This window comes from Kitasatospora arboriphila, from assembly GCF_039528095.1.
GTDB lineage: Bacteria > Actinomycetota > Actinomycetes > Streptomycetales > Streptomycetaceae > Kitasatospora > Kitasatospora arboriphila.
In genome coordinates, this window is sequence record NZ_BAAALD010000020.1 from 16,145 (window position 1) to 35,557 (window position 19,413).

Annotated in this window: 18 protein-coding genes; 13 read left to right on the plus strand and 5 right to left on the minus strand. The window is 74.5% G+C overall.

The genetic code is table 11. From position 1 onward, the window contains the following. Positions 1-113 precede the first annotated feature (113 nt). Positions 114-3,371 (plus strand): type I polyketide synthase, encoded by a 3,258-nt coding sequence (locus ABD353_RS13245; RefSeq protein WP_344623749.1) that lies wholly within the window; start codon positions 114-116, stop codon positions 3,369-3,371. Between the two features lie 186 nt (positions 3,372-3,557). Next, positions 3,558-4,226 carry a TetR/AcrR family transcriptional regulator gene (locus ABD353_RS13250; protein WP_344623750.1) on the plus strand — a complete coding sequence of 223 codons (669 nt, stop codon included), beginning with the start codon at positions 3,558-3,560 and terminating at the stop codon, positions 4,224-4,226. Positions 4,227-4,256: 30 nt separating this feature from the next. Here the strand turns inward: ABD353_RS13250 and ABD353_RS13255 are convergent, their stop codons facing one another. Next, entirely contained in the window at positions 4,257-4,616 is a 360-nt protein-coding gene (locus ABD353_RS13255; protein ID WP_344623751.1) for a hypothetical protein, read from the minus strand. Between the two features lie 596 nt (positions 4,617-5,212). On the opposite strand from ABD353_RS13255, the gene ABD353_RS13260 reads away from it, so the two are divergent. Further along, positions 5,213-5,509, plus strand: coding sequence for a hypothetical protein (locus tag ABD353_RS13260; RefSeq protein ID WP_344623752.1), 297 nt, complete (start codon positions 5,213-5,215; stop codon positions 5,507-5,509). Positions 5,510-5,689: 180 nt separating this feature from the next. Next, complete coding sequence (locus tag ABD353_RS13265; protein ID WP_344623753.1) at positions 5,690-6,205, plus strand: GNAT family N-acetyltransferase; 516 nt, start codon at positions 5,690-5,692, stop codon at positions 6,203-6,205. A 407-nt stretch (positions 6,206-6,612) separates the two neighbouring features. Here the strand turns inward: ABD353_RS13265 and ABD353_RS13270 are convergent, their stop codons facing one another. Further along, positions 6,613-6,921 carry a hypothetical protein gene (locus ABD353_RS13270; RefSeq protein WP_344623754.1) on the minus strand — a complete coding sequence of 103 codons (309 nt, stop codon included), beginning with the start codon at positions 6,919-6,921 and terminating at the stop codon, positions 6,613-6,615. Between the two features lie 495 nt (positions 6,922-7,416). On the opposite strand from ABD353_RS13270, the gene ABD353_RS13275 reads away from it, so the two are divergent. From ABD353_RS13275 to ABD353_RS13290, 4 genes are all read left to right on the plus strand, one after another. Further along, a complete protein-coding gene (locus ABD353_RS13275) occupies positions 7,417-7,821 on the plus strand; it encodes a hypothetical protein (protein WP_344623755.1) in 405 nt (134 codons plus the stop codon). A gap of 400 nt (positions 7,822-8,221) precedes the next feature. Beyond that, on the plus strand, positions 8,222-9,052 hold the full coding sequence (locus ABD353_RS13280) for a Crystal protein ET79 (RefSeq protein WP_344623756.1): 831 nt from the start codon (positions 8,222-8,224) through the stop codon (positions 9,050-9,052). A gap of 4 nt (positions 9,053-9,056) precedes the next feature. Beyond that, entirely contained in the window at positions 9,057-9,620 is a 564-nt protein-coding gene (locus ABD353_RS13285; RefSeq protein ID WP_344623757.1) for a hypothetical protein, read from the plus strand. A 115-nt stretch (positions 9,621-9,735) separates the two neighbouring features. Then, positions 9,736-12,483 carry an AfsR/SARP family transcriptional regulator gene (locus tag ABD353_RS13290; protein WP_344623758.1) on the plus strand — a complete coding sequence of 916 codons (2,748 nt, stop codon included), beginning with the start codon at positions 9,736-9,738 and terminating at the stop codon, positions 12,481-12,483. A 174-nt stretch (positions 12,484-12,657) separates the two neighbouring features. Here the strand turns inward: ABD353_RS13290 and ABD353_RS13295 are convergent, their stop codons facing one another. Both ABD353_RS13295 and ABD353_RS13300 read right to left on the minus strand, forming a co-directional pair. Then, a complete protein-coding gene (locus ABD353_RS13295) occupies positions 12,658-12,789 on the minus strand; it encodes a hypothetical protein (protein ID WP_344623759.1) in 132 nt (43 codons plus the stop codon). Between the two features lie 207 nt (positions 12,790-12,996). Next, positions 12,997-13,581, minus strand: a complete 585-nt coding sequence (locus tag ABD353_RS13300; RefSeq protein WP_344623760.1) for a helix-turn-helix domain-containing protein — start codon at positions 13,579-13,581, stop codon at positions 12,997-12,999. Between the two features lie 133 nt (positions 13,582-13,714). Here ABD353_RS13300 and ABD353_RS13305 point away from each other — a divergent pair, with 133 nt between their 5' ends. From ABD353_RS13305 to ABD353_RS13320, 4 genes are all read left to right on the plus strand, one after another. Further along, entirely contained in the window at positions 13,715-14,551 is an 837-nt protein-coding gene (locus ABD353_RS13305) for an EamA family transporter (RefSeq protein ID WP_344623761.1), read from the plus strand. Positions 14,552-14,706: 155 nt separating this feature from the next. After that, positions 14,707-15,009: a hypothetical protein gene (locus ABD353_RS13310; protein WP_344623762.1), complete on the plus strand. Its 303-nt coding sequence runs from the start codon at positions 14,707-14,709 to the stop codon at positions 15,007-15,009. Positions 15,010-15,276: 267 nt separating this feature from the next. Then, positions 15,277-15,837: a hypothetical protein gene (locus tag ABD353_RS13315; protein WP_344623763.1), complete on the plus strand. Its 561-nt coding sequence runs from the start codon at positions 15,277-15,279 to the stop codon at positions 15,835-15,837. Between the two features lie 27 nt (positions 15,838-15,864). Further along, entirely contained in the window at positions 15,865-16,311 is a 447-nt protein-coding gene (locus tag ABD353_RS13320) for a carboxymuconolactone decarboxylase family protein (RefSeq protein ID WP_344623764.1), read from the plus strand. Positions 16,312-16,336: 25 nt separating this feature from the next. On the opposite strand, the gene ABD353_RS13325 is transcribed toward ABD353_RS13320, so the two are convergent. After that, positions 16,337-16,963, minus strand: coding sequence for a hypothetical protein (locus tag ABD353_RS13325; protein ID WP_344623765.1), 627 nt, complete (start codon positions 16,961-16,963; stop codon positions 16,337-16,339). A gap of 272 nt (positions 16,964-17,235) precedes the next feature. Between ABD353_RS13325 and ABD353_RS13330 the strand changes: the two genes are divergently transcribed. Continuing rightward, the gene (locus ABD353_RS13330) at positions 17,236-19,380 is read left to right on the plus strand and encodes an NPCBM/NEW2 domain-containing protein (RefSeq protein ID WP_344623766.1); all 2,145 of its coding nucleotides are present in this window, start codon (positions 17,236-17,238) and stop codon (positions 19,378-19,380) included. The last annotated feature ends 33 nt before the right edge of the window (positions 19,381-19,413 follow it).

The window sequence follows — 19,413 nt, forward strand, 5'->3', positions numbered from 1 at the left end:
CCCGCCGGAGCTCCCACCGCAGGACGCACCGTCGGCGTCCCCGGCGCCCAGCCCCCCCCCCCCCCCCCGCCCCCCCCGCCGCCGCCGCCTCCCTCCGCAGCGACGGCGTCGGCGTGGTCGTGCTCAAGCGCCTCGACGACGCCGAACGCGACGGCGACCGGATCCTCGCCACCATCCTCGGCAGCGCCGTCAACAACGACGGACGCGGCAGCGGCCTGCTGCTCCAGCCCGCCGTCGACGGCCAGGTCGACATGCTCCGCGCCGCCTGCGCGTCCGCCGGCATCGAACCCCGGCAGCTCGACTACGTCGAGGCCCACGGCACCGGAACGGCCGTCGGCGACGGCGTCGAACTCCGGGCCCTCGCCCGGGCCACCGCCCGGCCCGCCGACCGCCCCCTGCCCACCGGCTCGGTGAAGACCAACATCGGGCACGCCGAGTCCGCCGCAGGCATCGCCGGCCTCATCAAGGCCGTCCTGATCGTCCGCCACGGCACCGTCCCGGCCTCGCTGCACTGCCACCGGACCAACCCGGTGATCGCCGAACACGGCCTGCCCGTCCGCGTGGTGACCCGCAACACCGGACTCACCGCATCCGGCGACCGCGCCCTCGTCGGCGTCAGCTCCTTCGGCATCTCCGGCACCAACGCGCACGTCGTCGTCGGCGAACACCGGCCCCGCGCCGCGCCCACGACCGCCGGGGCCGCCGCGCCCACGACCGCCGTGCCGGAGAGCGCCGCGACGGTCGGGACCGCCGGAGCCGCCGCGCCGGAGAACGCCCGGACCGCCGGAGCCGCCGTGCCGGAGAACGCCGAACACCTGCTTGTGCTCAGCGCCCGCTCGCGTCGCTCGCTCACCCTGCTGGCCGGGGCCTGGGCCGACCACCTCGACGGCCCCGGCCGTGACCAGGCACTGCGCGAGCTGTGCGCCGTCGCCGCCCTCCGCCGCGACGCCCACCCCCACCGGCTCTGGGTCCGCGCCGACACCCACCGCACCCTCGCCGCCCGGCTGCGCCGCCTCGCCGCCGGCGACACCCTGGCCGAGGGCGGCATCGCCGAGGCCGGCTTCACCGGCCCGCGCCGCACCGCCTTCGTCTTCCCCGGCCAGGGCTCCCAGTGGCTCGGCATGGGCCGCGGCCTGCTCGCCGCCTCACCCGCCTTCGCCGCCGCCATGGCCCGCTGCGACACCGCGATCCACGACGAACTCGGCTGGTCCGTCACCGAGTTGCTCACCCGGGCGACCGAACTGCCCACCGACATCGACCGGGTGCAGCCCGCGCTCTGGGCTGTCGGCGTCTCCCTCGCGGCCGCCCTCACCGACCTCGGCCTCGCCCCGGACGTCTGCCTCGGCCACAGCATGGGCGAGATCGCCGCCGCCAGCACGGCCGGCGCCCTCGCCCTCACCGACGCAGCCGCCGTCATCTGCCGCCGCAGCCGGCTGATGCGCCGCCTCGCCGGGCGCGGTGCCATGCTCGCCGTCGAACTCTCCGCGGACGCCGCACGCGACTACCTCGCCTCCCGGCCCGAGTCCGCCGCCGTCTGCGTCGCCGCGGACAACTCCCCGAACGCGACCGTCCTCGCCGGACCGCCCGAGGCGATCGCCGCGATCAGCGCCGACCTGGAGGGACGGCACGTGCTCTGCCGCACCGTCCGCGTCGAAGTGGCCTCCCACTCGCCCGACATGGACCTGATCGCCACCGACCTCGTCGCCGCCCTCGACGGCCTCGCCCCGCGCCCCGCCCGCACCCCGCTGATGTCCACCGTGCTCGCCGCCCCCGTCCGCGGCGACGAACTCCTGCCGCAGTACTGGCAGGACAACCTCCGCAAGCCCGTCCGCCTCACCGAGGCCGTCCGCCGGCTCGCCGCCGAGGGCACCGTCTTCGTCGAGGTCAGCCCCCACCCCGTGCTCGCCGCGGCCGTCGAGGAGACCCTCCGCGACAGCGGCGCCGACGGCACCTGCCTGCCCACCCTGCGCCGCGGCTGCGACGAGGCCGCCGCACTCCTCGACGCCGTCGGCCGGGCCTTCGCCCACGGCGCGGCCGTCGACTGGCTCCGCTGGTACGGCACCCCGCCGCCCGTCCTCGACCTGCCCGCCTACCCGTGGGACACCGCCGAACTCCGCCGCGAGACCGCCGCCCCGACCCGCACCGCCGTGACGACCGGCGACACCGCCCCGTACGTCCGCGAGGCGGCGCTCGGGGAGTGGGGCGTCGGCGACCGGGGCACCGGCGTCACCGTCCACGGCATCGCCCCGATCGTGCCCACCGTCTACCTGGACGCCGTCCTCGACACCGCCCGCGCCGCCGTCCCCGACACCCGGTTCGCCCTCACCGGGATTCGGCTCGGCAGCGCGGCCCTCACCCTGGACGACCTGCCGCACACCGTCCTGCGCGTCACCCTCGGCCGGCCCGGGCCCGACGGCGTCCGCCCCGTCCTCGTCCAGGCCCGCCGCGGCGCCGACGGGCCCCTGGAGCCGTGCGCCGAGGGCCGGTTGTGCCCCGTCGGCCCCGCCGACCCGCCCAACCGCCGGGACCTCCTGGACGCCGTCCTCGGCCGCCACCACGGCTACCTGTCCGCCGCCGGGTTCCACACCGAGGCCGAACGCCACGGCATCGGGATCGGCGCCGGGTTCCGCGCCGTCCAGCACGTCTGGCGCCGCGGCGGCCACGCCGCCGCCCGGCTGCGTCCCGCCCCCGCCGCCTCCCGCGGCGCGGCCTGGGAGTCCGGCCTGCTCGCGCTGATCGCCGCGTACCCGGCCCGCACCGCCTACACCCCGCTGGCCTTCGGCACCGTCCGGATGCACGGGGACCTCACGGAGGAGTTCTGGTCGCTCTGCCGGGTGCGGCCCGCCCCGGGCGGCCGCACCGCCCGCGGCGACGTGATCTTCCTCGGCGCCGACGGCACCGTGCTCGCCGAATTCCTCGACATCGACCTGCGGCCCCTGGACCACCGCCCGCCGCAGCGGCTGGCCTCCTCCCTCGCCGCGGTCCGCTCCCGGCTGCTGCCCCCAGCCGGGCGCGGGCACGCCCGCACCGCACCCGTCGTGGTCGATGCCGCGCCGCCGACCGTGGCCGCCGGCCCCGTGCCGAGCGGCCACGGCCCCGCGCCGAGCGGGCACGCGCCGATGGGTGCCGGCCCCGAGCGGTCCCGCTCCGCGGCGACGGCCGCCGAGGCCCTCGTCCAGCGCGTCGCCCGCGTCCTGGAGATCCCCGAGGACCAGCTCGACCGCCGCCGCCCCCTGCGCGACCTCGGCCTGGACTCCCTGATGGCCACCCAGCTCCGCGCCCACCTGCGCACCGACTGGGGACTGGACCTCACCGCGGGCCGCCTGCTCGGACCGGAGAGCCTCAACGGCATCCTCGCCACGATGCCCTGACCGAACCCCGGTCGATCCTGCGGGCGGCCAACGTCGCCCGCCCGCAGGCCACGACCCCCAGGCACCACGGAGAAGGGAAGCGATGGGCAACCTTCCAATTTTGACTGCAAAACATAGTTAAACTGTGGTGCATCGACCTGCGGGGAGGATGCCTCCCCGATCCCACCCAGCAGATCGGAGACACCGGTGAACACCACCCAGGCCGCCCCGGCCGCCCCGGCCGACCAGACCGCCGCCCCGCTCGGCCGGCGGGAGCGCAACAAGATCAGGATGAAGGAGCGCCTCTACGACGCGGCCCTCGCCCTCTTCACCGAGCAGGGCTACGACGAGACCTCCATCGACGAGATCGCCGAACGCGCCGACGTCGCCCGCGGCACCTTCTTCAACTACTTCCAGCGCAAGGAGGACCTCCTCGGTACCTGGGGCGAGAAGCGCCGCGCCGCCCTCACCACCGCGCTCGTCGACGACGGCCCCGACATGGACACCGCCGCCGGACGGCTGCGCCGCTGCATGACCACCCTCGGCCGGATGAGCGAGGAGCACCAGAAGGAGACCGGCGCCATGCTGATGGCCTGGGTCCGCGCCGGCCACCCCCTGGTCGAGGAGCCCTACCTCGCCGACCTCTTCGCCCAGATCGCCGCCACCGGCCTCGAACGCGGCGAGCTCCGCGCCGGCATCGCCGCCGAACAGATCGGCAACGCCCTGCGCGACCTCTACCTCGGCACCCTCTACCGCTGGTGCGGACGCCCCACCGACCCCACCGGCGCCCTCACCGACGAACTGCTCACCACCCTGGACCTCATGCTGTACGGCGTCCTCACCACCCCCGCCCCCGAGGAGACCGCCGCGCGCTGACCGTGCACCCCCGTCGCCGGCGATGCCCCGTCAGAAGATCCTCGGCTCCTCGTCGCGCTGGCGCCGGGCCATCATCTCGTCCCACCAGGCGTCGTCGTCGGAGGGCTTGCGCCGCGGCTTCGGGCGGTCGTCGCGGGGCGTGAGGAGACTGCGGGGCGTCGGGTACTTCCGCTCCATCCGCGTCTCGTGGACGATCACCGTCACGACGAAGGCGGCAACGCCCAGGACGAGCAGCGGGACCCACACGCCGGACTCGAACAGCCAGTACAGGGCGCCCGCCGTCGCGAGGAGCATGGCGACGCGCCCCGGCACCGGGAGCCGCTTGAACAGCCGCTTGTACTGCTGCTCCGGCCACGCGCTCGCCCGGATGAGCCGGCCCAGGAACTCCATCTCCTCCTCCTGCCGGGAGCTCCACGCCGACCGCCGTTGCGGCGGCGGGGCACTCCGGGCGGACGTGGCGGACCCGGCGGACCTGGCGGCTTTCGCCGACTTGGCGGAGCCGCCCGACCCGGCGGGCTGCTTCCTGCCGGCCGGGGCCTGCTTGCGCGGCGGCCTGCCGCCGCGCGACGGAGGATTCTGCGAATGCGGGGCCACCGATCACCTTTCCGGGGGTGGTGTGCGGCCGGTGCGGGGCTCCCCGAGCCTTCCCGCCCGTCGGCGCACCGTGGCCTCTCCCGGCCACGAGACCGCATCCTAGGGTCGTCGGGTCCACCCCCGCCCGCATCGACCGAAATGCCCCCTGCTCGGACAACTCCGGTCACTCGCAACGCCCTTCCGGTCGTTCCGTGATCGAGTCGGCCGCCGGATCGCGCCTTCGAACTGCCGGCGCAGCCCCAACGGACCGGTCACCCGTCAACGTGTCCAGCAGGCGAGTGCGAAAAGCCCGACTCGCTGCCCAACGGCCGAGAATTCCCGGCCCGGCGTATTAGGATCCGCCTCTGGCATCACTCGATCGCCCGCTGCTCACCCAATCGATAGGAAGCCCGATGATCGGCGTGCTCGTGACTTTCACGCAGACCGAAAAGTTCGATCGTTCAACCGTCGCAAAGATCGCCGGCGAACTCCGAGGACCGTTCGAAGGCATGGCCGGCCTTCGCTTCAAGAGCTTCATGCTCGACGAAGACGGCGTCCACGCAAGGAACTTCTACGTTTGGGACGACGAGGACAAGGCCCGCGCCTTCTTCACGGAGGAACTCGTCGAGATGGTGACGGGGATTTACGGCGCCCCGCCCACAATCGAATACCTCGACATCGTGGGGTTCGTCGACAACTCCGGTACCTGAAGACGATGCCCGGGTGATCTGCGGGTGGCCGCCGGTCGAGGCGTCGGCCCCCGAAGGTTCCCGGTAGCTCTACAGGGATCGACCGGTACCGCAGACGTCCCGTGACAAAACTTGTTGCCGATCCGTGGACGGCGACCTATCGTCGGTCGGCCCGCACCGCTCCCGATCCGAAGGACGTCGATGTTCGTCCGCCCCGCCGTCGCCGGTGACGCCGACTTCCTCTGGCGCATCCTGCTGGAGGCGTACAACTGGAACGGCGAGCAGCGGTTCACCGCCGAGCAGCTCGCCGCTGAGCCGAACGCCGCGGGCTACCTCGTCGGCTGGCCCCGCAGGGACGACTTCGGGGTCGTCGCAGAGACCGGCGCCGGCGAACCGATCGGCGCGGCCTGGGCGCGGCACCTTCCCGAGAGCGAGCCCGGATACGGCTTCGTCGCTGCGGACGTTCCCGAGCTCACCCTGGGCCTGTTGCCCGAACACCGCGGCCGTGGACACGGCCGGGCTTTGATGGAAGCGCTGATCCGGGCCGCCGCCGAGCGACCGGTCCCGGTCGCCCGGCTCAGCCTGAGCGTCGAGGACGGCAACCCCGCCGTGCACCTCTACACCGCCCTCGGCTTCACCCGGGTCGGGCGCAGCGGCAATTCGGACACCATGGTTCTGGACGTCCAGACCTGCCGCACGCCACTGAGCGGTCGTTGATCTCCGCCCCCGACCAGCCTCGGGCCTTCACGCGCGGCTCGTCCGGCGCTTGATCACACAGAACGCCCCGCCTCGACGAGCCCTCCCGGGACCGGTGCCGTGGGACCCGGCGCCCCCTCGACGCGACAGCCGGGCCGCAGGCCCGCCCGCCGCCGGCCCGAACAGCCGAAACGGCCCGCCGGACGGACCGGCGGACCGTCACGAACGATCGAGGCCAGGAGCCGTTCAGAACCACGTGGTCGGCGGTGCGAGGGCCTGGCGCGCAGCATCGCGCACGATCGCCTCCCCGTCCGTCGTGAGCCGTTCGAGTGCGGCTCGGACCTCGGGTGCCTGCATCCCTTGCAGTGCCAGTGCGGCCCAGTACCGGACTGTGCCGGGATTCCGTGCACCGTCCATGCCGAAGTCTGTCAGTCGGACATATGCGCTCGCGCCAGGGCTAGGCGCAGACGTCGTACTTCGTCGACCAGGCGGGGTACGTCCTGGCGGGCCTCGGCGATGAACTTGATGTCGGCGTCGGTCTGGGCATCCGCGCCGACGACGGTCCGGCCGCCGGTGGCGCGCGTCAGGTAGAACTCGTCGTCCTCCTCCTCGCCGGCGCGGAGCTGGATGAAGCTCGTCCCGCCGATTCCGTGCCGACTCTCCATCCAGCCGACCCACGGACCCGGAGTGGCGGCGGCCACGCGGCGCTCGATCGCGGACAGCTCTTCCTCGGACAAGGGCGCAGCGGGCTCCATGATCGGATCACCCCGGGCCGCGCGTCGGGTGCCCAGGGCCGCGGAGGCCCGGCGGCAGGATCTCGCTGCGGACCGGCCTTTCATGGTCGCAGCCGTTGTCGGGCCTGTTGTCGATACGTGGGGGTGTGGGCTTGGTGTCGTCGGCGCAGGTTGGACCGATGGAGTCGGGCCGCCAGTTGCGCCGTCAGGCCCTCGGGGTCGGCCGCAGCCGGGCAGGGTCTACGCTGTGGCCCGCGGCAGCCGGATGCTCCATCGGACTGCGGGAACCGATGATCCACGGGTGACCGCATTCGTGCCGCCCGCCCCGTCGGCGAGGGGCCGGGGGTCTCAACTACGCCGAGCAGGGAGCTCATCATGATGCGGTCGGGCGGTTCACAGCCGGTGTTCCGGCGCTTCGTCTGCGCGGTCGGTGTGGGGGCGGCCCTGGCAGCGACCTCGGGGTGCACGGTTCCCGTCGATGCCGTCGCGGGCATCTCCGTGAGCGGTGACGGCCATCTGCTCGGCGTCATGATGGTCTGCGGACACCGGATCGACGGGGCGTCCCTCTACGTGCGAAGCGCCGACCCCGACAAGAGGGTCGCATCGTGGACCGCGGACCAGGCCCTCCAGCCGGGCCTCACCACCTGGACCCTCGACTCGCCTGCGGCGGGCTGGGTGGCGACGGGCCCTTCGGCTCCGCTCACCGCCGGGGCCAACTACACGCTCTACGGCTGGACCAAGGACAACTCCTGGTCCTCGGCCAGTGTCTCCTTCACCCTCGCCGACCGGGACCAACTCACGCCGGGGAACGTCCGCTACATCGACCTCTCGGTCGCCGGTCACGCCTCCGCAGTGACCGTCCCCGTCGCGGAGTTCGAGGCCAAGGCCTGCCACCGCTCGTAGCGCCCTCGGCTGACGCCCGGTCGGACCGGGTCACGGTGTTGATCGGTGTGGTGCGGGTCCTCGGAGAGGAGCACGGTGGATACGGAACGGCGTGCTGATCGCGCTCGACGGCTTCCGGGAGGCGATCGGCCCGTTGCGGGCGCCTCCTGACCCGCCCGGTGAACGACCGGGCGCAGGCGCAGGCGCAGGCACAGGCACCGGGCTCGCCGGCTTCATCGGGTCACCGGGACGGCCCCGTGGGCGGTCCGACAGCCGTTCGGTAGTGGAGCGTTAGCGGTGCCGTCGACCTTGGGACCACGCCGTACGGAGCGGCGGTCGACGAGGAGGCGTGATGTTCCGCAAGGGGAGTGCCGGCAGGCGCGGCGCAGGGGCGATGCGTGGGGTCGGGGGAGCGGCCGTCGTGGCGGCGGTGAGCGCGGTCGTGCTGGCGGGTGCGCCGGCGGCGGTGGCCGCGGGCGGGCAGGGGGCCGCCGAGGGGCCGGCTGCGCTGCGGTCGGCGCGCAGCACCAGCGTCTCGCTGTACAACGGCACCGCGGACGTGATCTACCGGAACTACAGCGGGCTCTCGCACGGGGTCTGGGACGACTCGACCCCGCCGGAGTCCGTCGGGCACGCCGCGACGGCGTACTGGGGTTCGCACTCCTCGGGCTTCATGACGGGGACCGAGGGCGAGGCGCGCTACCAGCTGGCGGGCGGCGAGGCGGTGATCCACTGGAACAACCCGTACGCGGGCGGCAACTCGTACAGCTGCTCCGTTCCGCGTGGTTACACCTGCTCGTGGAGCGGCGGCGGCGGGAACAACGCCTCGGTGGCGTTCACCCTCGGCGGCAGCCCGGCCCTCGCGGCCGCCGCCGCCGAGCGGCAGGCCCCGGCCGTGCAGGCGGCCGCCAGGAGCACCCACGTGGCGCTGCAGAACCGCACGACGTCGGTGCTGGAGCGCACGTCCTCCGCCCTGCAGCACGGCACGTGGACGGAGAACATGCTGCCGCCGGACGCGGTGTACCCGATGTCCAACGGCGCCTGGCAGTCGGAGTCGAACGGCTTCATGACCGGCACGGAGGGCCGGGCCGTCTACAACATGTACGGGGTGGGGAACGTCTCGATCTGGTGGGACAACCCGTACTCCGGCAGCAACAAGTACGGCTGCGACGTGCCGGAGGGCTACACCTGCAGCCGTGACGGCGGCGGTGGCGACAACGCCTACGTGGCCTTCACCGTGCGGAAGGGCTGAGCCGATGACCCGCATCCTGCGCACCCCGCCCGGCACCCGGGCGCTGGCCGCGGCCGCACTCGCCGCGGCGACCCTCCTGCCGCTGGGTACCGCCGGGGCCGCCACCGCGGCCACCGCCGCCACCACGAGCAACGCTGTCGGTGTGCCGGCCAAGGGCCCGGCCGCGCTGTCGGCGATCAGCGACGGCCAGCACTACGTCCTCGCGCCGCAGCACGCGCCCGACCAGTGGCTGGGCGAGGTCGGCTGGAACAGCATCGTCGCCCGGGCGAGCAGGCTCTGGTACGGCAACCAGTACCACCACGCGCTGTGGACCGCCCGGGTCGCCGGTGACGGGACCGTCGAGCTCCAGAACGTCGACTTCGGCGGCAGCCTCCAGGACGACAACGGGGCCGTCGAGGCGAACTGGGGCCAGGGCGGCACCTGGGACTGGACGGCGGTCGCGGGCCCGGGCGGCACCGTCGCGCTGCGGAACCGCGTCACCGGCCGCTACCTCGCGCTGAACGCGGCGAACGTCGCCGTCACCGCGGCGACCGCCTACTTCTGGTACGTCGTCAACGCCCACATGTAGCAGCCCCGTGGTGCCCGTGCCCCCGATCGCCCGGTGTGATCGGGGGCACGTGTATGAACACGGTCAAGTCGGGTAGCTCCCCACCGTTCAGCGGACGAACCGTGGGGAGAACGCGTTGCTCGACTTCCGTCTGCTCGGCCCGGTGGAGGCGCACTGCGACGGAACGGGCGTCGACCTCGGGCCGCCGAAACGACGCACCGTCCTCGCGATGCTGCTGCTCGCCGACGGCGCCCTGGTGACCACCGACCGGCTGGGCGAGGCCCTCTGGCACGAGCGGCCGCCGACCCACGCCAGGACCGCCGTCCAGGGCCACATCTCGCAGCTGCGCCGACAGCTCCACCCGACCGGCCGCGCCGCGATCGTGACGGCCGGCGACGGCTACCTGCTGCGAACCCCGGCCGACCGGGTCGACGCCCGCCGCTTCCGCACCGGCGTCCAGGAGGCCCGGCGCCACCACCGCGGCGCACCCGCGTCCGCCGTGCCCGTGCTGCGCGGTGCCCTGCGGCTCTGGCGCGGACCCGCCCTCGCCGGACTCCGCCCCACCCCGCTGATCGCCTCCCTGGCGGCCGAGTTGGAGGAATCCCGGCTCATCGCCGTCGAGGAGCTCGGCCAGGCCCTGACCGCTGCCGGCCTCGCCGAGGAGGCCGTCGGCCTGCTCCGCGGCCCCGCCGGCCGGCACCCGCTGCGCGAATCGCTGGTCGCCCCGCTGCTCGACGCCCTGCTCGCCACCGACCGGCAGGCCGCCGCCATCGCGCTCTACCACGACACGGCCCGGCGGCTGGCCGACGAACTCGGCGTGGACCCGGGCCCCGCCATGACCGGCGCCTACGCCCGCATCCTCGCCGCACCCGGTGCGACAGCGGGCACCGGCTCCGGCACCAGCTCCGGCACGGGCCCCGGCTCCGGCGAGCACACCGAAGCCCCCGCCGGCCCCGCCAGGCAGACCGAAGCCCCCGCCGGCCCCGCCAGGCCCGCCGACGCGCCGCCCCCGCTCCTGCTGCCCCGCAGCCCGGCGGGATTCACCGGCCGGCCGCGCGAACTCGCCGCGCTCGACGCCGTCCTGGCCGCACCCGCGGACGCCCCCGTCTGCCTGGTCACCGGGCCGGCCGGCGTCGGCAAGAGCGCCCTGGTCGCCCACTGGGCACAGCACGCCGCCCACGCCTTTCCCGACGGAGTCCTCTTCGCCCGGCTCGGCGGCTTCGCCGGTACCGTGCCCGCCGCCGACCCCGTCTTCGTCCTGCGGGACTTCCTCGTCGCCCTCGGCATCCGGCCCGACGACGTCCCCCGCAACCCCGTCGCCGCGGAGAGCCTCTACCGCACCCTGCTCCGTCACCGCCGCGTGCTGGTCGTCCTCGACGACGCGCTGAACCACGGCCAGGTGCGGCCGCTGCTGCCCGGCGCCGCGGGCTGCGCGACCGTGGTCACCAGCCGCGACCGGCTGGAGGGCCTGATCGCCGGCGACTGCGCCCGGCCGCTGCTGATCGACCGTCTGGGGCCCGAGGAGGGCGCCGCGTTGCTCGCGGGTGTGCTCGGCGCGGACCGGGTGGCCGCCGAACCCGACGCGGTGGCGCACCTGGTCCGGCTCTGCGACGGCCTGCCGCTCGCCCTGCGGCTGACCGCCGCCCGGCTCGCGCTGCGACCGGAGCGGCCGCTGCGCCGAGCCGCCGAGGAACTGCACGACGAACGGCAGCGGCTCGCCCTGCTCGCAGCCGGGGACCTCGACCTGGCCTCGGTGCTGCGGGCCGGTGTCGCCCAGCTGCCGGCCGCCGCCGCCGAGCTCCTCGGACTGCTGGCCCACCACCTCGGCCCCGACATCGACCTCGGTGCGGCGGCCGCGCTGCCCGCCGCCGCACCGGGGGAGACCTGGGCGGCGCTGGAACGGCTGGTCGCCGCCAACCTGCTGGAGGAACGGGCGGACGGCCGGTACGCCCTGCACGACCTGGTCCGGCTGTACGCGCGCACGCTGCGCCCCGCCCCCGACCCCCGGCGCATCCTGCCGCTCCTCGACCACTACCTGTGCGGCGCCCTGGCCGCCTCCGGGGCCGCCGTCGCGGGCAGTCAGCCCTGCTGCGCGCTCCCCGCGGACGTCCACCGGCCGGCTGTGGAAGCGGACTTCGCGGACCGGGCCGCTGCGATGGCCTGGTACGCGACCGAGCGGAGCACGCTGGTCGCGGCCGTCGGGGCGGCGGCCGACGCGCACCACCACGACCGGGCGTGGCGCCTCGCCGTCCTGCTGTGGCCCCTGGTGGTGCAGCAGCCCGAGGTGCAGTGGGACGCGCCGCTGGGACGCGCGCTCGACTCGGCGGTCGCACTCGGGGACGCCGACGCGGAGTCCCGGGTGAGGACGCTGCTCGGCTGGGTGCTGACGGAGCAGGGCCGGCACGAGGAGGCGGCCCGCCACCTCGAGTCCGCCCCGGACCTCGCCCGGCGGGCGGGTGACACCGAGGGCGAGGCCATCGCCACCGCCAACCTGGCCCAGCTGCACGACCGGCTCGGCGACCCCGCCCGGGCCGGCCGCGGATACGAGCGGGCGCAGCTGCTGGCCCGCGACGCCGGCAGTCCGCAGACGCACATGCTCACCACGTACCACCTGGCCCGCCACCACCTGAACGACGGGCGCCCCGCGGAGGCGCTCGCGCTCGCCCGCCACGGACTGGACCTCGCCCCGGCGGAGCAGGTCCCGGCCCGCCGGGCGATGCTCACCGACCTCTGCGGGCAGGCCCTGCTGAGGCTGGGTCGGCCCGCAGAGGCCGCCGAGCACTTCTCCTGCGCCGCCCGGCTCGCCGAGCAGGACGGTTTCACCGCCGACGCGGCCGAGTACCGCGCCCGTGCGGCCGAGGCGGGCCGCCCGGGCCGCGCCTGAGACCCGGTGGAAGGAGTCCGCCGACCGCACGGAGCGCGCTGAGCGCCCGCCGCGGAGAACACGGCGGAGAGACACAGAGGCCCCGTCCGGTCGTCGGGACCGGGCGGGACCTCGTCATTCGTTCCCGGGCGGACCCGGGGGCACCTGCCGTCGTCGGGGGACGGGGTGTCGGCGTCAGGCCTTGCGGGCCTCGGCGTGGGCGGCGGTGCGGTTCTTGCGCTGGGCCGCGCGGGCGAGTCGGTGCTGCTCGGCCTGGCGGAGCCGCTCGTCCATCGTCGCGCGTGCCGCATCGAGCTGGTAACCCATGGTGGTCTCCCCCTTGGTGGGCGGCTGTGGGCATCACCGTGATGCCGGTCCTGGAGGCCGCCCTCGCATCTCAGATTCTACACCCATCCAGGCGCAGTTGCTTTCATTTACTTGGTGTTCACTGATGAGTGCCTTTCTATCGAAGGTCCAAAGGGGTGGTGGCCTGCGGGTGTGGACGGCCGTGACGCCCGTCCGGGCCGGGGCGGGTCAGGTCAGGGGCCCTGGGCCGGGCGGCAGGTGGACGGTCATGACCAGGGTGCAGGGGCCGGTGCCCGCCCCGCGGTAGGCGTGGGCGGTGTCGCCGTCGAAGGTGGCGGTCTGCCCGGCCTCGACGGTGTGCTCGGCGCCGTCGACGACCAGCGTCATCCGCCCGGCGGTGACGCTGACGGTCTCCACGACGCCCGCCCGGTGCGGGTGGCTGGCGTACTCCTCGCCCGGCTCCAGGCGCCACCGCCACACCTCGACCGGGGCCGGGCCCGAGGTCGTCAGGACGAGCCGGGCCTCGCCCCCGCGCTCACCCGTCCACAGCGCCGCCGCGGCGTCGGCGGAGACGATCCGCACCCGGCCCTCGGGCGGTCCCTGCATCAGGTCGGACACCGAGATGCCGAGGGTGTCGGCGAGCCGGACGAGGGTGGCCAGGTTGGGATTGCCCTGGGCCTTCTCCAGGGCGACCAGGGCGCCCTTGCTCACCCGGGCGCGCCGGCCGAGCTCGTCCAGCGACAGGCCCGCCCGCGTGCGGGCCGCCCGGACGTTGTGCGCCACCGTCCGCAGAGCCTCGGTCGCGTCCGCCACCTGGTCACCATCCCCTCGTTCGGGATCCCCTCGCTCGGGCCAACAGGGTGCACTGCGAGATCACTCCATTGGACCATACCGGTCGATCCGATGTACGTTCCAGTCGTTCCACTGGCATCGTAGGGAATGAACCGTGATCGCTCTGCTCCTCGCCCTCGGCAGCTCCCTCGCCTACGGCTGCGCCGACTTCCTGGGCGGCCTCGGCTCCCGCAAGGCCCACGTGCTGCGCACCGTGCTGATCGCGGCCCCCGCCTCGCTCGCCGTCGAACTGCTGCTCTGGCCGGTGCTCGGCGCCACGTTCAGCCCCGGCGCCGTCGGGTGGGGTGCCGCCTCCGGCGTCGCCTCGGCCGCCGCGTTCGCCCTGCTCTACCGCACCCTGGCGATCGGCCCCATGAACGTGCTGTCCCCGGTGACCGCCCTGGTCTCCGCCGCCCTGCCGGTCGCGGTCGGCCTGCTGCAGGGCGAGCACCTGACCGCCGCCGGAGTCCTCGGCCTGCCGCTCGCCCTGCTCGCGGTCGTCCTGGTCAGCGCCGGCCCCGGGACCGGCGCGGCCCGCCCCTCCCGGGCCGCCCTGCTGCTGGCCCTCGGCGCCGGCGCCGCCATCGCCCTGCAACTGGTCTTCCTGCACCAGGCGCCGAACGACAGCGGCGTCGCCCCGCTGATCGTGGGACGGGCGGTCTCCTCCGCGGTCGTCCTCGCCGCGGCCGGCCTGCTCCGCCGCAGGCTCGGCACCGAACGGCCGGCCTACGCGATGTCCGCGGGCGCCGGCGTCCTGGACTCCGTGGCCAACCTGCTGTTCCTGCTCGCCGTCCGCAGCGGGGACCTCACCGTCGTCGCCGTGATCACCGCCCTGTACCCGGCCGGAACCGTCCTGCTCGCCCGTGCCGTGCTCGGCGAACGCATCCACCGCGGCCAACTCGCCGGTCTCGGCGTCGCCGCGCTCGCCGTCAGCCTGCTGACCCTCGCCTGAGACGGCCGACCCGTGCGGCGCGTCCGCCGGACGCCAGCCGTCGGCGGGCGCTGGCGCACTCCGGCCGCACACCCGTCTGCCTTTGCGGCACGCCGGTGGCGGGGGGACGCTGGACGGGCGGACGGCCACCGTCCGCCGAGTCGAGGAGGCCGTACGTGACGTTCATTCAGATCATCGAGTACAAGACGAGTCGGATCGACGAGTTCAACGCCCTGCTGGACGCCTGGGTGGAGAAGAACGAGGGCAACCGGGTGGCCACCAGAGCCGTGCAGGCCAAGGACCGCGACGCCGAGAACACGTACCTGAACATCGTGGAGTTCCCCTCCTACGAGCAGGCCATGGAGAACTCCCGGCGCCCGGAGACCGGGGAGTTCGCGGCGCAGGTCGCGGCGCTCTGCGACGGGCCGCCGGTCTTCCGGAACCTCGAGGTGACGAACGAGCGGGGCTTCGAGGGCTGACCGCCCGCACCGTTCGGCCGGGACGGCCGCCGCGCAGGTGCGGCGGCCGTCCCCCGTCGCCGGTCGGCGGGCACGGTCCGGAGGGCTGGGCCGGGCGGGTGGGAGCCGGGGGCGCTCCTGGTGTGGTGCCGGTGCCCGGGCGGGCGGCCGTAGCAGTCTGGAGGTCCGGCGGCAGGCAGGAGAGTGCAGGTGGGTGTACGCAGCCCCGGCGGCCGCCGGGTGGGCGGGGACGCGGACCGAACCGGGGACGCGGACCGAACCGGGGGCGTGGACCGAACCGCCGGCGGGGAGCGGCCGGCCGCCGGCGCCGGTGTGCTGGGAACGGCCCTCGGCGTGGTGCTGGCGTTCTCGCTCGCGGAGGGCTCCTGGCAGTGGTTCTCCACCTACCTCGGGGTGACGCTGCTCGCGGTGGTCCTCTCCTTCGGCCGGGTGCCGGAGCCCACGCCCGGCCGCCGGAGCGCCTACCGGTGGAGCCTGGCCGCGTACTCGCTGGTCGTCGGCCTCTGCGTGGCACTGGCGCTCGCGCCCGCACTGCAGCGCTGGGACTGGCTCTTCCCGATGCCCGGGACCCGGCGGGCCTGCGTGCAGTCCGGCCGGTACCAGAGCCTGCAGGCGCAGGCCGCCCTCGGCGACCTCGCCGACCGTGATGCCGCAGCGCTCGCCCGCGCGCAGCAGAAGCAGGGGCAGGAGGCCGTCGACGACTGCCTCGCGGCGACGACCACCCGCTGGCTGCCGGCGTACGCGCTGGGAACGGCGCTGCTCGTCGGCGCGGCCGCGTGGTCGCGGGGCCGGGCTCGGCCGCGCGGCACGGCGCCCGCGACCGCGTGAACGACCACCCGACGACACGGAGCCCCCATGACAGCCGACGGCACGACCGACAGCACGACCGACAGCACGAACGGACGCACCCGCCGGGCCCGGTTCGAACGCGGCATGGAGGTGCTCTCCCGGATCGACGGCGAGGCGGGCGAGCGGGTGGTGGCCGCACTCTCGGACGTCTCCCCGGAGATGGCGCACCAGATCGCCGCCTGGGGGTTCGGCGAGATCTACTCCCGGCCCGCCCTGCCGCCCCGCGACCGCCAACTCCTCACCCTCGGCATGCTCACCGCACTCGGCGGCTGCGAGCCCCAGATCGAGGTGCACGTCCACGCCGCCCTCAACGTCGGCCTGACGGCCCGGGAGATCGTCGAGGCGCTGCTCCACGCGGCCGCCTACTGCGGGTTCCCGAAGGCGATCAACGCCACCCTCGCCGCGAAGCGGGTCTTCGCCGAACGCGGACTGCTGCCCGTGCACGACGACTGACCGGCACCACCCGCCCGCCGCCGGGTCACTTCGGCGGTGCGGTGTTGAGCGTCGACCAGGGGCCCTGCCCGAGGAAGCCGATCCGGCCCGATCCGTCGACGCGGACGGTGAAGACGTTGCCCTTCCAGCCCAGGGCGCCCGTGCCCGAGCGGCCCGCGGCATGGGCGGCGAACAGGCCGGTGAGGTCCGCGGGGGTCGCGGCGGCGGGCCAGTTGTCGGGGCTGAGCAGGTGGACGGCCGCGCCGGCGACGAGGTGCAGCGTCCTCACCCCCGTCCCGCCGGCGCCCTCCACCACCGGGTCGAGCCCGTCGGGGCTGCACGTCACCTTGGTGTCGGAGACGACGAGGTCGGCACCGCCGTCGGCGGTCTTCGCGGCCGAGGACACGAACACCCAGGCCGCGCCGGCCGGAGCGCCGCATGTGCCGCCCGCCGCAGCCGCCGCCACGGTCGGGGCGCCGGTCGGACGAGCCGGGGCGCTGCCGGATGCGGGAGCGGACGGAGCGGCCGGTGCCGCCACGGACGAACGCGCCGGAGCGGGCTCCGCCCGGCCGGGCGCGGGCTCGGGCGAGCCGCAGGCCGCGAGTGCGAACAGGAGCGAGACGGCCGCCGCGCCGAGGAGCGGGGCGCGGCGCACGGAAGCGGAGTCGTTCATGGAATCCCCCTGAGGAAAGCTGTGCCGGTTCGGCATCTTTCACAACGCGCTGACCGGCCGTCAGGTCGCACGGCGATCCGCGCGAGGCCGCCGCAGGGGCGGCGGAACCTAGTCGATAACCGGCCAACTTCCATGTGCAGCAAGGCTGGTGAAGTCCATTCGCGGGCCGCCGATTCTCTTGACAACCGGGAGTCAACGGGCCGACGCTCGGGACTGCTCGATTCCGTTGGATTCAGTGCTTTTGTGTGCTGATCGCGTCCCGGAGGCCATGCATGACCCTGATCCCCCACAAGATCCGACACAGGGCCGTCGGAGTGGCCACCACCCTGGCCATGCTGTGCGGCGGCGGCACCCTGGGCGCCGCCGCGGTGGTCGGCCTTGCGGTGGCGGGCGCAGCCCCGGCCGCCGCGCTGCAGAACTCCCAGGCCGTCACCCCGCAGATGGGGTTCAACAACTGGAACTCCACGCACTGCCGGGCCGAGTTCAACGAGGCCATGGTCAAGGGCATCGCCGACATCTTCGTCTCCAAGGGGCTGAAGGCGGCCGGCTACACCTACGTCAACCTCGACGACTGCTGGGCGATGCCGACCCGCGACGCCGCCGGCAACCTCGTGCCCGACCCGGTGCGCTTCCCGAACGGCATCAAGGCGGTCGCCGACTACGTGCACGCCAAGGGGCTGAAGTTCGGCCTGTACTCCAGCGCCGGCACCAGGACCTGCGACGCGCTGGGCTTCCCCGGCGGCCTCGGCCACGAGCAGCAGGACGCGAACCTCTGGGCGTCCTGGGGCGTCGACTACCTGAAGTACGACAACTGCAACAACCAGGGCGTCGACGCGAAGCAGCGGTACAAGGCGATGGGCGACGCCCTGAAGGCCACCGGCCGCCCCATCCTCTACAGCATCTGCGAGTGGGGCAGCAGCCGGCCCTGGACGTGGGCCCAGGAGACCGGCAACTCCTGGCGGACCACCGGCGACATCTCCGACTCCTGGTCGAGCATGATCTCCATCGCGCACGAGAACCAGGCCCTCGCCCCCTACGCGGGCCCGAACGCCTGGAACGACCCCGACATGCTGGAGGTCGGCAACGGCGGCATGACGGACACCGAGTACCGCACCCACTTCAGCCTCTGGGCGGAGATGGCCGCGCCGCTGCTGATCGGTTCCGACCTGCGCACCGCCGGCGCCGCGACCATGGCGATCCTCACCAACGCCGACGTCATCGCCGTGGACCAGGACCCGCTCGGCCGGCAGGGCGCCGTGGTCTCCTCCGGCGACGGACTGGTCGTCATGAGCAAGCCGCTCGCCGACGGCAGCCGCGCCGTCACCCTGACCAACGAGACCGCCGCCACCAGGACGGTCGCCACGACCGCCGCGGCCGCCGGCATCGGCGGCGCCGCCTCGTACACCCTCAAGGACCTCTGGTCCAAGCAGACCACCACCACGACCGGCGCGATCAGCGCCGCCGTCCCCTCGCACGGCACGGTGATGTTCCGGGTCACGCCCGCCGCGCCGACCGCGCTGCCCTCCGGACTCCACTGGCTCGGCGACCTGGCCTGGTCCACCGCGCCCGCCAACGCCTGGGGGCCGGTCGAACGGAACCACAGCAACGGCGAGACCGCGCCCGGTGACGGACGGACCCTCACCGTCGGCGGCACCGCCTACGCCAAGGGCCTCGGCGTGCACGCCGGCTCGGACGTCCGCTACCACCTCGGCGGCACCTGCACCGGGCTGGTGGTCGACGTCGGCATCGACGACGAGGCCGGCAGCAACGGATCCGCGGTCTTCCAGGTCTACCGCGACAACACCCTGGTGGCCGACAGCGGAATCCGCCGCGGCACCGATCCGGCCCTGCGGCTGACGGCCGACCTCACCGGCGGCAGCGACCTGCGGCTCGTCGTCACCGACGCCGGCGACGGCAAGGACTACGACCACGCGGACTGGGCCGGCGCCCGCATCGGCTGCGGGAACGCACCCTCGGCCGGCACCCACGCCCTCAGCGACCTGGCCTGGACCGCCGCGTTCAACGGCTGGGGCCCGGTCGAGCGCGACCGCAGCAACGGCGAGGCAGCGGCCGGTGACGGACGGACCCTCACCGTCGGCGGCACCGCCTACGCCAAGGGCCTCGGCGCCCACGCCACCTCCACCGTCACCTACTACCTCGGCGGCCGGTGCACCGCCCTCAGCACCGACGCCGGCGTGGACGACGAGGTCGGCTCCAACGGCTCGGTCACCTTCCAGGTCCTCGCCGACGGAGTGAAGGTCGCCGGAAGCGGCACGGTCACCGGCGCCGGCGGCGCCGTCCACCTCGACGCCCCGCTCACCGGCGCCTACGAACTGACCCTGGAGGTCGGAGCCGCCGACAACGGCAACACCTACGACCACGCGGACTGGGCCGCACCCCAGCTGACCTGCGTCTGACCGGAACCCCGGCCGGTCCCGCCACCCGCGGCG